The following is a 12,239-nucleotide window of genomic DNA, read 5'->3' as shown; positions in this document are numbered from 1 at the left end:
AACTAAATTTCAAAATGACAAAGAACGTTTTAGGCTTAATGAGCCAAATTTGTTTAATTTTTAATAACGTCCCAATTTTAATGGGACACTAGTGAAAGCAAATATTAACTTAAAACAATTGCAAGATGAAAAGAATAACATGGGTACTGCTAATTTTATTGCCGGTGATTTTCACCGCATGTGAAGAAGATGACAAGACATGGGACCCCAATAACTACAAAGAGGTACAGCTCGACTATGAGAATATGTTCTACCATTTTAAAGAAGGGATAAGTACAAGGGGAAACATGCCCGACGACATCGACGGAATGGGAATTATCAATGAACCCTGGTGTACCGATTTACCCGCTTTGTGCGGGAATTATGTGGTCACAGAATATTCATCTTTTTCCGATTTAACTACTCCTCCTGCAGGGGAATATGAGTCAACCTGCGACCAGACCCCTTTAAATACCGTATTGGTTTTTAAACTGAGTGATGGTACTTACGGACTGGTGATGCTTACCAGCGATCAGTACAATATAGTTGAGAATGAATACTGTGAGCACGTAGTCACTTTAAGGATCAACTATCCGGCTTTTACCGACAGTGTATCAGAATAAAAATAGAAGATGATGAAACCATCGTTTAAAACCAAAATTAAAAATGCACTGTCGCTAAGCAATGCTCCGGATATCTATTTCCTCTTTTACGGATTTATATTCATGGGATTGATCACTTCGATGGTGCAATGCAGCGGCCCTGATGACGATCCGCTGTTCGATGCGATCGACCAGGAATTACAAGAGCAGAAAATCGATTATGAGGGAATAAAACAGACAGGAAATACCATTGAAGAACTCTTTAATGAGAACAACTTCGAAGGCCTGATTGAACTGAAATTTGATGATGCAGGGCATGAAGACTTTAATCATCAATACAGCAACGATGAACTGAATTCGATTGGGAAAGCTTTCGCCAAACGCAAATTGACAACTGCCACCGGGAGCTTTGCAGAATTCACCTACACGATCGACGGTGTTGACTACACCCTTACCATGGGAGTCGACCGGGAAGGCAACTGGAGAATTATACGATTTTAATAAAAGACCATGAAACGAATCAGCTACTTTTTAATGGGTTGTATTGGCTTTGCCATAGTCAACCTGATACTGACCGGATACGGAAACAAAGTGGTCCATCCTAACATTAATTACTCAATTTATTTGAAATTTCAGGATAACGTTGAACAGTCCTTAGCTTCCTTTTCAAAATTTGGATATTATGTTTTCGACTCCAATAGTCTTAAAAAATACACAGGTGAAGCAGTCACCTCAACAGGATTGCTTTCGGTTGAGGAAGGCCTTGCTCAGATGAATAGTCTGAATTGGGCCATCCACGGAGGCTTTAGTGCCGATGAGCCCGAAGTGGCTGCCAGCTTCCGACACTTTTATAACCCCACTCAACCAGTCGGCGACCGGTATTTGAAGAACTACCTCGATGTAATTAAAGCGTCTGATTATTTCAATTACATCACCGATGTGGAGATAGACCACCTGGAGTGGGCCCGTGACCACCCGGGTCATCAATACAATTGGGAGGCCGGAAAAGAAATGATGGTGAGGGCTTTCACCTATTTCGATCAGGAGGAAAAGGATGAAGCCATCGCATTTGCCTACCGGGCTTTGGGCGAAACCTTGCACATGATTGCCGATATGGGGTGCCCCGCGCACGTTCGCGATGATGCCCATCCTGGTTTCACCTCCATTGTAAGCATCGACTTAGGCAGTCCCGATGTATATGAGGAATACCTTGAAGGCTTCTCCGACATAGAAAACCTTTTTGCAAAAGGAAAGGTGGACCCTGTATTGAAGAATACCTTTCAGAAAGCCAATACGCTGGCCGATATTGCCATTCCGCTGGCAGAGTACACCAATCGGAACTTTTTTACCGGACAAACGATTTACGGAAACAAAACTTCCCCGATTATTCACAAGGGAGCTGATTTCTTTCGTTCGCCCTGGTTAGACGATTGTTCCTACAACGAAACGAACTTCACCTACTACAAGGAAATTTCGGGTGTTGATGTAATGATGTGCAAAGATCATTACTACTCGAAATACTACAAAGGATACCCCTATATCGATAAGGAGTGTGCCCAATCGCAGGCTGCTGTATTAATCCCGCAAATCCTCGAAGCAGGCGCTAATCTCTACCGGCTTTTTATTCCAGAAATAAAGGTCGATATAAAAAGCTACGATCAGGAAAAAAGAATCATTAAAGGAGAGATTAAACACATCCCCGACCAGGAATATCCCGATGAATTGGCCTATACCGGTGAAATATTGTTGTACAACAGCGGAACGAACAAACAAATTGCGAAAGGACAATGCATGACCGGCAATTTTGAAATCGATTTTTCAGACGATCTGTACAAGCAAATCAACTGGGAACAGGATGGAATTTATGCCATTACCTGGATCGGTGATTTTTACGTAAGTTCCGATCTCTTTAATGCCAGTCTGAGTGAAGAAGAAGAAGAAGAAGAAGAAGAAGAACCAATCACATTTCCTTCGTTTATGCATTTCTGGTTCGTACTCGATCCGGGCGGATACGATTACACAGGGCCTTCAATGAATTTCTCATTCAACGACAAGGTAAAACTCAACTGGAATGGAAACAATTTCAGCACCGCATGGGAGCTCACCCGTAACAACAATTACCATCAAAATGGAACGATCTCAGGTTCGGTGTCGAAAAACAGCGCTGGCAAAACAGTGGTTTCTTTCGAATTCAGTAATTTAATTGTTGATGATTTGTGGGAAAAAAACGAGACATGGACGGTCAAAGCCAAAGAGGTACCCTTTTCGGGCCCTCGCGATCCTGACATAGCTGCCGACGATCGTTTTGTATTTGCCATCAGCCCAAACCAAGGCAGTAAAAAATACACCGTCAATTATTCAACCGATCCTCCATCGGTGAATAATTATCTTGAGTATCACTACACAAGTACGGGGAGTTACACGCACAATGAGCATGATAAATTCCACAGTTGTGAGTTTTATTTTGAGTTGGCCAATCAGGTTTATTAAGCGATACAACAGGGCGGTTTGTTGATAAACCGCCCTGTTTTTTTACTTTTTCATTCCATACTGTCGTACTGAATCAAACAATTTCATTTCGCACGATAAGTTACTATGTACCCCCCTTGGTCGTACTTTTCTAACATAATAAAAAAACCTTACCGACAAAGACAATAAAACCTTACCGATGAAGATAAAAAAACCTTAGCGATCGAGATGACAAAACCTTAGCGATCGAGATAGTAAAACCTTAGTGATCGAAATAGTAAAACCTTAGTGACTAAGATGGCAATACCTTAGCGACAGAATAACTATTGTTTTATTTTCTTGTGAATTTCAAATTTAACAACTTCAGAAATTCAGCTATTTGATTCACTTTCATATTACATCCTGAAAACGGAAGAAAACACAGCAACCTTTTTTTAGTATCTTTGGAATAGTTAGCAGCGCACTCAATTAGTAATTACAAAAAGATGCATCATGAACATAAAAGCTGAAAAAGAAACGATTATCAGACAATTTGAGCAAATTGAGGATGAGCACCTGATCCGTGCCATTAAAAATATGCTCGATTACGCTTTGAAAAAAGAACAGCAAATCAATGAAGTTCCCGAATGGCATAAAACCATTGTTCAAGATCGCCTTGAGGACTATAAAAAAAATCCGGATTCCGCGTCGGACTTTGATGCCGCTTTAGACGATATCGAAAAGGAACTGTAATGTATAAAGTAATCATACTCCCCCTTGCAAAAGAAGACATTCGCGAAGCTGCTAAATGGTATAACAAACAGCAAGAAGGTCTTGGAAAAAGATTTACTGCTGAAGTACGCAAAAAAGTCAATTTTATCAGGCAAAACCCTAAGGCATCCGGAATCCGTTATAAAAATATACGATCTCACGTTTTAAACGTATTTCCATTTATTATTCACTATACAATTAATGAAGCGAGCATGATCATCATCATTTCAGCAGTTTTACATACCAGTAGAAATCCCATGGTTTTTAGGAAAAGATAATTTGAAATAGGAATCATTTGAAATAAATAGATTCCGAAACAGCATCGCTCAACCCATTCCTAAAAACTGGAATTGCTATTTAGTCGGCCTCAAAAACACCGGCCTTGATCCGTCTCACCGGGACACCCACTTCCCACTTTCATTTCATCACCAAACCCATCTTCATGTTTTTATTTATTCAGAAAATATTGCCTTTTGCTTCATTTTTTTAAATTTGCCTTCAACCAAAACAAGCTTACCATGCAAGCAAGCAAAAATGTTGGCGGTAAAATCATGCAAATCCGCCAGTCAAAAAATATCGGCCTGGCCGAACTGGCCGAACGCTGTCAACTCGATCAGCAGCAGATCGAACGGATTGAATCGGACGAACTGCTTCCCTCCCTGGCTCCCCTGATTAAAATTGCCCGCGCCCTGGGAGTGCGTCTGGGGACCTTTCTCGACGATCAGGAACAGCTGGGACCGGTACTTACCCGCGCAGGAAAAGAAAAAGAAGGAAGCAGCTTTTCAAACAAAAACAGCGCTGCCCATACCCACCTCAACTTTTATGCACTGGCCAACGGGAAAAGCGGTCGCCACATGGAACCTTTCATCATCGATATCGAACAAAAAAGTGAAGCCATCAATCAGCTTTCATCGCACGAAGGCGAAGAATTCATTTTCGTTCTCGAAGGTTCGGTCGAAATCAGCTACGGAAAAGAAAAGTATCAACTCAATGTTGGCGACAGCATTTACTACGACTCCATTGTTGAACATCATGTTCATACTGCCCATACACAAAATGCCAAAATTCTCGCTGTTGTTTACACTCCGGTCTAAAGCATTCAATTTAAAACACAAGTACAATGGAACTAATTGAGAAAACACTGGGCAGTTATATCGAAAAATGGGCCCTTGAAATGCCCGATCAGGATTTTATGGTTTACCCCGACCGGGGACTGCGTTTTACCTACTCAGAATTCAACCTGCGGGCCGATCGCCTGGCCAAAGGGCTGCTGCAACTGGGCATCAAAAAAGACGACCATGTGGGCATTTGGGGCACCAATGTTCCCGACTGGCTGACCTTCACCTTTGCCACGGCCAAAATAGGCGCCATACTGGTCACCATTAACACCAACTATAAGCTGCACGAGTTGCAATACCTGATGCAGAATGCCGATCTGAAAACACTTTGCATCATCGATGGCTGGCGCGACAGCGACTATGTTTCGATGGTGTACGAACTGGTACCCGAGTTAAAGAGCAGTCAACGGGGTTATCTTAAAAGTGAAAAATTTCCTGTGCTTGAACAGGTCATCTTCATCGGACCCGAAAAACACAAGGGCATGTACAACACGCCTGAGTTGTTGCTCATGGGAGAACACATCGACGACGAGCTGCTTGAAAGCGCCAAAGCCCGGGTTCAAGCCCACGAGGTAATCAACATGCAGTACACTTCGGGAACCACCGGATTTCCGAAGGGTGTAATGCTTACCCACATCAATATTCTGAACAATGGCTTCTGGATTGGTGAATGCCAGAATTTCACCAGTGCCGACCGTGTTTGCCTGCCCCCGCCACTGTTTCACTGCTTTGGACTGGTGCTGGGCATCATGGCCATCATTACGCACGGTGCCACCGTTGTGATGACCGAGACCTTCGATCCGCTCACCGTACTGGCTTCGGTACAAAAAGAGAAATGTACGGCGCTTTACGGTGTACCCACCATGTTCATTGCCGAACTGAATCATCCCATGTTCGACCTGTTCGACCTTAGCACCCTGCGTACCGGCATCATGGCCGGCTCGCCCTGCCCCATCGAAACCATGCGCCAGGTAATCGACAAGATGAACATGAGCGAAGTGACCATTGCTTATGGGCTCACCGAAGCCTCTCCGGTAATTACCCAAACCCGGGTCGACGATCCCATTGAAGTGAAAGTGGGCACGGTAGGTCGTGAATTGCCAGGCATCGAAGTTAAAATTGCCGATCCCGAAACAGGCCGTGAACTAGCTGTTGGACAACAGGGCGAGGTATGCTGCCGGGGTTACAACGTTATGGCCGGGTATTACAAAAACCCAAAAGCCACTGCCGAAGCCATCGATGAAGAAGGCTGGCTCCACTCGGGCGATCTGGGTGTGAAGGACGCCGACGGCAATTACCGGATCACCGGAAGAATCAAAGACATGATTATCCGTGGCGGCGAGAACATTTATCCCCGCGAAATCGAGGAATTCCTCTACCAGATGCCCGGCATTCAGGATGTTCAGGTAGCCGGAGTACCCAGCCCCAAATATGGCGAACAAGTTGGTGCCTTCATTATTTTAAAAGAAGGAAATGAAATTCCTGAAGAAGAAATCAGAGACTACTGCAGAGGAAAAATTTCCCGCTTCAAAATACCGAAATACATTTTTATTGTCGACCACTATCCCATGACTGCCAGCGGAAAAATCCAGAAATACCGGCTCAGGGAACTCAGTCTTGAGATGCTGAAAGAAAGGAACATCGAAGTGATCTGAAACGCTTCCATTCATTGCACATAAAGCATTTGCCACAATGCCTGCATCGGCTGCAGGCATTTTTCTTTCCATCATCGGCATCGCCATCTTTTTAATGCATTCATCGCATTTCAGCTTATTTTTTGATAAATTTGCCTTTCATCAACAATTTCAGGAACATAAAGGGAAATCATCTTATGACAAGCAGCAAGAATGTTGGAGAGAAGATCAAAAAGATCAGGGAGAATCGCCAAATCAGCATTGAAGAACTGGCCCTGCGAAGCAACCTCGATAGCGAACAAATCAGTCAGATAGAAGAAAATAAAATTCTGCCTTCGCTGTCGCCTTTGATTAAAATTGCCCGCTCGCTGGGCGTTCGTCTGGGTACCTTTGTCGACGATCACGAGCAACTGGGCCCTGTAGTAACACTCGCCGAGGAGAAGAACAAGGGAGCCAGCTTTTCGAATAAAAACCTGAAAGCCCGCTCACACATGGACTTTTTTGCCCTGGCCAGCGGAAAATCGGGCCGCCACATGGAACCTTACATTGTCGACATCAAACCGGGTGAGGCCAACGACTACATGCTTTCGTCGCACGAAGGCGAAGAATTCATTTATGTACTCGAAGGTGCCATCGAAATCAACTACGGAAAGGAAGTATATGTGCTGAACACCGGAGATAGCATCTACTACGATTCGATTGTGAGTCACAATGTGCATGCCTACCTCGATGAACCAGCCAAAATAATTGCAGTGATTTACACCCCGGTGTAGTTCACAAAAATTCAGTCATAAAGCACCAACCCCTATAACAATGAAAAAAAACAACAAGGCATTCACGCTTGCCGACTATGTCGATCAGCTGGTTGAAACACAGCCCGATGCAGTAATATCAAGCTTTCACGACGAGATCAACGTTTTCACAGTTAGTGAACTGAACGAGAAAACCAACCTCCTTGCCAAGGGGCTCATATACAACGGCGTCGATAAAGGAACGCCCGTTGCACTCGTGGTGGCCGAAACCACCAACTGCCTTACTTTTGTACTGGCACTGGCAAAAATTGGCGCCCTGCTCGTACCGCTGAACGATCAGATGGAGCTGGCACTGATCAGTGAAACCCTAAAAAAAGAGAGCGTACAAACCATCGGTTTTTATGCCGACACCTTCCTTTCCCGGTTTAAGCAACTCATCCCCGACTACCTGCAAAGCGAACGGGGTTATCTTCAATCGACAGATTATCCGCTTCTAAAGAATATTGTTACTTTTGGCAGCATCAAAAACAGGGGCATATTTACCACCCGTGAGCTAATGCTCCTGGGGGCACACATGGATGATATCGAAATGGAATCTTCGTTGAAAGTGATCAGCCCCGACGATGTGTTTATTAAAAAAGTTGAAAGAAATAAAGAAGCAACAGGCAGCACGAGCCTTACACACAAGGATCTGCTCACCGATGATTTCAGTCTGAAGAAACTTCAGCAACTGCTGCTTGAAATGGTATAAGCAAATGAAGATTACAGTGATCGGAACCGGCGGAGTCGGAGGATATTTTGGTGGAAGACTGGCGCTGGCAGGCAACGATGTCACTTTTATTGCACGTGGAGAACACCTTGCAGCCATCAGGGAAAACGGGCTGCGCATTATTGAACCCGAAGGCGAATTTGCCATTCAGCCGGCCAAAGTGAGCGAGCAGCTCGACAGTGTAAGCACGGCCGACCTGGTACTGATTGGCACCAAGGCCTGGCAGGTACGCGAAATAGCCCAAAGCATCGCGCCTCTTTTGGGAGCCGAAACCATGGTGATGCCCCTGCAAAACGGCGTAATGGCACTCAGCGACCTGGCTGCCCACATCGGCCCGGAACACATGGTTGGCGGCATGTGTAAAATATTCAGCAAAATTGAAGCGCCAGGAGTCATCCGGCACATGGGCTCCGACCCGGTGATTATTTTTGGTGAGACCGACGGGGCCCACACCGAAAGAGCCGCCTGGATCAAATATACCTTCGACATGGCCGGCATCAAAAACACCTGGGCCGAAAACATTGAAAGCGAAATATGGAAGAAATTCCTGATGATTTGCTCCAGTGCCCTGCTGGTGGTAACACGCAGTAACTACGGCGAACTGCGTTCGACACCCGAAACCCGCCAGCTACTCATCGAATTGTATACCGAGATCTATCAACTGGCACTGGCTGCCGGCATCGACCTGCCTGAAAACATCGTAGAAAGAACCATGGCCGCTGTCGATCAGTTTCCTGCCGACGCCAACTCTTCGTTAACACGCGATGTACTCGAAGGTAGGCCTTCAGAAATTGAATATCAAAACGGAAGTGTGGTGAAGCTGGGCGAAAAATACGGGCTTGTTACACCCGTAAACCGCTATGTTTATTACAGTATTCTTCCTTCAGAAAATAAAGCGCAAAACAGAAAATTAGAAAACAACTCATGAAATTAATTTTACTCATTACCTTCAGTCTCTTAGCAAGCCTCAGCATGGCTTCACAATACTATGTTGCCACCAACGGAAACGACAGCAACGACGGACTTAGCCTTGAAACACCCTTTGCAAGCATTGTCAAAGCCATCGACGTGGTGAATCCGGGCGATGTCATCTGGCTCCGCGGCGGCGTTTACAAGCACAATGCCACCATCTATATCAGAGACAGCGGAACCGAAAGCGACAGTCTTTTTCTGCTGGCTTATGAAAATGAAAAACCCGTACTCGACTTTTCGGGCACTGCAATGGGAAAAAGAGGAATGATCCTCTCAGGCAGTTACTGGAAAATAAAGGGGATTGAGATGATGTATGCCGGCGACAATGCCCTGAATATTTCGGGAAATCACAATGTGATTGAATTTTGCAGCTTTCACGACAACAAGGACACCGGCCTGCAACTGGGCAACGGGGCGCACGACAATAAAATGATCAACTGCGATTCGTATTTCAATGCCGATCCGACCGACTACGGCGATGCCGATGGTTTTGCCGCCAAACTCGACGTGGGCAGCAACAACTACTTTTACGGATGCCGCGCCTGGAACAATGTCGACGACGGCTGGGACGGTTACATGCGTGGCAACGACGATGTAAGCACTGTACTCGAAAACTGCTGGACCTGGAGCAACGGCTATTTCAAGGATGGCAGCGATGGAGGAGCCAAAGCCAATGGTAACGGATTTAAAGTAGGTGGCAGCGACGACAGGAACCTGAAACACAACTTCACCCTGATCAACTGCCTTGCATTCTACAACAAATCGAAGGGCTTCGACCAAAACAACAACCGGGGCGACATGTTCTTTTACAATTGTACAGGATACGGCAACCTGGGATACGATTACAGCATCCCCGGGAATATTGCCCCCGGGAAAGTAGCCGAAGTAAAAAACTGTGTGGTATTTAATGGAAATAAAAATCTGGCATCGTTTGTAGTTCAGGAGAGCAACAGCTGGAATGCTCCTTTTTCGGTCGATGCATCCGATTTTATATCGGTCGACACCACCGGCATTTCGGGTCCCCGCCAGAGCGACGGTTCGCTGCCTGTGGTCGATTTTATGCGTCTGAACGACGACAGCGACCTGGTAAATGCCGGGACCGATCTGGGCTTTCCTTTTCAGGGACCAGCTCCCGATCTGGGTGCCTTCGAAACCAGCGTAGGCGTTGGCTTCAGTAATTTAAACACTTCATCATTCAAGGCTTACCAAAGCAGTGCTTCAACCCTGACGCTCGAATTCGAACAAGAGCTAAGCGGAATGATTGAAATTGGCATTTATAATCTGAACGGCAAACTCGTTTACAGGACCGAAGAAAATCTAAACGGCTTGGCCAGCCGGCAGCTGATCAGCAACTGCACCCTGACACAGGGAATGTACCTGGTCCGTTTAAACGGAAAGCAAATCAACACCGCAGGAAAGTTGATAATCAGGTAGCCACAGTACGTACCAATACAAAGTTTTTAACTACCGGGAAAAAGTCTTACTTTTGCCCGCATAAAATAAATGCAGACAGTTCGAAACCATCCTGTCTATAAATAAAACTAGGATATGAAACACCTTATTACTACCGAAATACGGGGCAACAAACCCTGTATAACCGGGCTTAAGCACATCACTTCATGAGGAAGGCAGTCGTTTTGCTATCGGGCGGATTAGATTCGTCGGTAGCACTTTATATGGCCAAAAGTGAAGGTTTCGAAGTGCATGCCCTCTCGTTCGACTACGGACAGAAACACAACAAAGAACTGGAGTGTGCCAAAGCCACCGCCCAAAAAGCAGGTGCCCTCGAACACAACATCGTGTCGCTGAAACTTAATTTGTGGGGCGGCAGTTCACTCACCGATGCAGCCATCGCAGTTGAGGACGGCGACCTTGACCGTACTGACATTCCGCCAACCTACGTACCTGCCCGCAACATGGTTTTTCTTTCAGTAGCCGCATCGTATGCCGAAGCCATTGGTGCGCAGGATATCTTCATTGGTGTCAGCGAGGTCGATTATTCGGGCTATGTCGATTGCCGCGAAGAATTCATCAGTGCCATGGAAAATGCCATCAACATGGGCACGGTGGCTGCGGTGGAACAGGGCAGAAAAATGCGCATCCACGCACCCTTTATTCACCTTAACAAGACCGATGAAATAAAAATCGGTGAAGAACTGGGGGTCGACTGGAGCCTTACCTGGAGCTGCTACCGTGGCGGAGAAAAGCCCTGCGGCACCTGCGACAGCTGCCTCCTGCGCGCCAAGGCCTTTGCCCAGGCAGGCGTAATCGATACGGCATTGTAAACATCGCGTCGCTACAAAAAAAACAAAAATGAACAACGAATATATTTTTCTGGCCCCCGAAGCCATCTTCCCGATTGTAAAGGATGAAAAGGGACAGCTCCTGAAAAAAGGTCCTGCCACAGGATTTTCGGTAGCCGGCACCCTGCAGGGCGAAGGCAAAATGGCTGGTGTGCCGGTGCTCTTTTTGCGCACAGCAGGCTGTAACCTGCGCTGCATGTGGCTGCTCCCCAACGGCGATGTAAGCCTGTGCGACACGCCGCTGGCCTCGTTCGATACCCGTGGTGAAAAACGGATCCCCATCGAAACAGTAAAACAGCTCATTCTTCAGAACATGGGCCGAATGAATCATCTGGTTATTTCGGGAGGCGAACCCTTTATTCAGCCCGAAGGTCTGAGCCGTTTAATTGCTGAATTGAAGGCCGAAAGAAATATGCACGTTGCCGTTGAGACCAATGGCAGCCTGTACCATGAAAAGCTGGTCAGCGGAATCGATTTTTTCAGCATTTCTCCCAAACTGCGCAATTCGGTGCCCAGCAGGGAGAAGCTCGAAAAAACCGCTGTGATGATTCCCTTTCCTCCCGAACAGGCTGAGAAAACAAGAATCAATATTAGCGCCTTGCAGGCCATCATCGATCATTGCCGCGCTACACCCGGAAAAGACTTTCAGCTGAAGTTTGTGGTTCAGCATCCCGCTGAACTCGACGAAATAGAAGAAAGCTTTCTGAACCGGCTCACCGGCTGGCAACCCGACGATGTGGTGCTCATGCCCCTGGGAAGCACCGCCGACGAGTTGACTCAAACCCGCATGGTGGCGCTCGAGGCATCCATCGAACGGGGCTGGCGTTACAGTCCGAGATTACAAATCACCTATTTCGACGGCATTTCAGGAGTTTAAATAGTACTTCACCA

Annotated in this window: 13 protein-coding genes; all 13 read left to right on the top strand. The window is 46.1% G+C overall.

Annotation, left to right across the window (positions count from 1 at the left end):
• Positions 1 to 125 precede the first annotated feature (125 nt).
• The 13 genes from FHS86_RS16115 (at position 126) to FHS86_RS16055 (ending at position 12,225) form a co-directional block, all read left to right on the top strand.
• Complete coding sequence (locus FHS86_RS16115) at positions 126 to 602, top strand: hypothetical protein (RefSeq protein ID WP_429416041.1); 477 nt, start codon at positions 126 to 128, stop codon at positions 600 to 602.
• Positions 603 to 614: 12 nt separating this feature from the next.
• Positions 615 to 1,082: a hypothetical protein gene (locus FHS86_RS16110; protein WP_429416038.1), complete on the top strand. Its 468-nt coding sequence runs from the start codon at positions 615 to 617 to the stop codon at positions 1,080 to 1,082.
• A 9-nt stretch (positions 1,083 to 1,091) separates the two neighbouring features.
• Complete coding sequence (locus tag FHS86_RS16105; RefSeq protein ID WP_429416035.1) at positions 1,092 to 3,071, top strand: hypothetical protein; 1,980 nt, start codon at positions 1,092 to 1,094, stop codon at positions 3,069 to 3,071.
• Between the two features lie 471 nt (positions 3,072 to 3,542).
• Positions 3,543 to 3,782: an addiction module protein gene (locus FHS86_RS16100; protein ID WP_429416033.1), complete on the top strand. Its 240-nt coding sequence runs from the start codon at positions 3,543 to 3,545 to the stop codon at positions 3,780 to 3,782.
• Positions 3,782 to 4,078: a type II toxin-antitoxin system RelE/ParE family toxin gene (locus tag FHS86_RS16095; protein WP_429416030.1), complete on the top strand. Its 297-nt coding sequence runs from the start codon at positions 3,782 to 3,784 to the stop codon at positions 4,076 to 4,078. Before FHS86_RS16100 ends, FHS86_RS16095 begins: the two co-directional genes overlap by 1 nt.
• A 240-nt stretch (positions 4,079 to 4,318) precedes the next feature.
• A complete protein-coding gene (locus FHS86_RS16090; protein WP_429416027.1) occupies positions 4,319 to 4,894 on the top strand; it encodes a helix-turn-helix domain-containing protein in 576 nt (191 codons plus the stop codon).
• 26 nt (positions 4,895 to 4,920) lie between these two features.
• Positions 4,921 to 6,573 carry an AMP-binding protein gene (locus FHS86_RS16085; protein ID WP_429416024.1) on the top strand — a complete coding sequence of 551 codons (1,653 nt, stop codon included), beginning with the start codon at positions 4,921 to 4,923 and terminating at the stop codon, positions 6,571 to 6,573.
• A 176-nt stretch (positions 6,574 to 6,749) separates the two neighbouring features.
• Positions 6,750 to 7,325, top strand: coding sequence for a helix-turn-helix domain-containing protein (locus tag FHS86_RS16080; protein ID WP_429416022.1), 576 nt, complete (start codon positions 6,750 to 6,752; stop codon positions 7,323 to 7,325).
• A 40-nt stretch (positions 7,326 to 7,365) separates the two neighbouring features.
• Positions 7,366 to 8,055, top strand: coding sequence for an AMP-binding protein (locus FHS86_RS16075; RefSeq protein ID WP_429416019.1), 690 nt, complete (start codon positions 7,366 to 7,368; stop codon positions 8,053 to 8,055).
• A 4-nt stretch (positions 8,056 to 8,059) separates the two neighbouring features.
• Positions 8,060 to 9,001 (top strand): ketopantoate reductase family protein, encoded by a 942-nt coding sequence (locus FHS86_RS16070; protein WP_429416016.1) that lies wholly within the window; start codon positions 8,060 to 8,062, stop codon positions 8,999 to 9,001.
• Positions 8,998 to 10,479, top strand: coding sequence for a right-handed parallel beta-helix repeat-containing protein (locus FHS86_RS16065; protein WP_429416013.1), 1,482 nt, complete (start codon positions 8,998 to 9,000; stop codon positions 10,477 to 10,479). Before FHS86_RS16070 ends, FHS86_RS16065 begins: the two co-directional genes overlap by 4 nt.
• Positions 10,480 to 10,664: 185 nt before the next feature.
• Entirely contained in the window at positions 10,665 to 11,330 is a 666-nt protein-coding gene (gene queC, locus FHS86_RS16060; protein ID WP_429416010.1) for a 7-cyano-7-deazaguanine synthase QueC, read from the top strand.
• 28 nt (positions 11,331 to 11,358) lie between these two features.
• Entirely contained in the window at positions 11,359 to 12,225 is an 867-nt protein-coding gene (locus FHS86_RS16055) for a 7-carboxy-7-deazaguanine synthase QueE (RefSeq protein ID WP_429416007.1), read from the top strand.
• Positions 12,226 to 12,239: the final 14 nt, after the last annotated feature.

The organism is Roseimarinus sediminis (genome assembly GCF_050433125.1).
Taxonomy (GTDB): domain Bacteria; phylum Bacteroidota; class Bacteroidia; order Bacteroidales; family Prolixibacteraceae; genus Roseimarinus; species Roseimarinus sediminis.
This window is presented reverse-complemented; position numbering and strand designations above follow the sequence as displayed.

Coding starts and splice junctions, on each gene's coding strand:
- FHS86_RS16115 (WP_429416041.1), top strand. CDS start 126: ATGAAAAGAATAACATGGGTACTGCTAATTTTATTGCCGGTGATTTTC.
- FHS86_RS16110 (WP_429416038.1), top strand. CDS start 615: ATGAAACCATCGTTTAAAACCAAAATTAAAAATGCACTGTCGCTAAGC.
- FHS86_RS16105 (WP_429416035.1), top strand. CDS start 1,092: ATGAAACGAATCAGCTACTTTTTAATGGGTTGTATTGGCTTTGCCATA.
- FHS86_RS16100 (WP_429416033.1), top strand. CDS start 3,543: ATGAACATAAAAGCTGAAAAAGAAACGATTATCAGACAATTTGAGCAA.
- FHS86_RS16095 (WP_429416030.1), top strand. CDS start 3,782: ATGTATAAAGTAATCATACTCCCCCTTGCAAAAGAAGACATTCGCGAA.
- FHS86_RS16090 (WP_429416027.1), top strand. CDS start 4,319: ATGCAAGCAAGCAAAAATGTTGGCGGTAAAATCATGCAAATCCGCCAG.
- FHS86_RS16085 (WP_429416024.1), top strand. CDS start 4,921: ATGGAACTAATTGAGAAAACACTGGGCAGTTATATCGAAAAATGGGCC.
- FHS86_RS16080 (WP_429416022.1), top strand. CDS start 6,750: ATGACAAGCAGCAAGAATGTTGGAGAGAAGATCAAAAAGATCAGGGAG.
- FHS86_RS16075 (WP_429416019.1), top strand. CDS start 7,366: ATGAAAAAAAACAACAAGGCATTCACGCTTGCCGACTATGTCGATCAG.
- FHS86_RS16070 (WP_429416016.1), top strand. CDS start 8,060: ATGAAGATTACAGTGATCGGAACCGGCGGAGTCGGAGGATATTTTGGT.
- FHS86_RS16065 (WP_429416013.1), top strand. CDS start 8,998: ATGAAATTAATTTTACTCATTACCTTCAGTCTCTTAGCAAGCCTCAGC.
- queC (WP_429416010.1), top strand. CDS start 10,665: ATGAGGAAGGCAGTCGTTTTGCTATCGGGCGGATTAGATTCGTCGGTA.
- FHS86_RS16055 (WP_429416007.1), top strand. CDS start 11,359: ATGAACAACGAATATATTTTTCTGGCCCCCGAAGCCATCTTCCCGATT.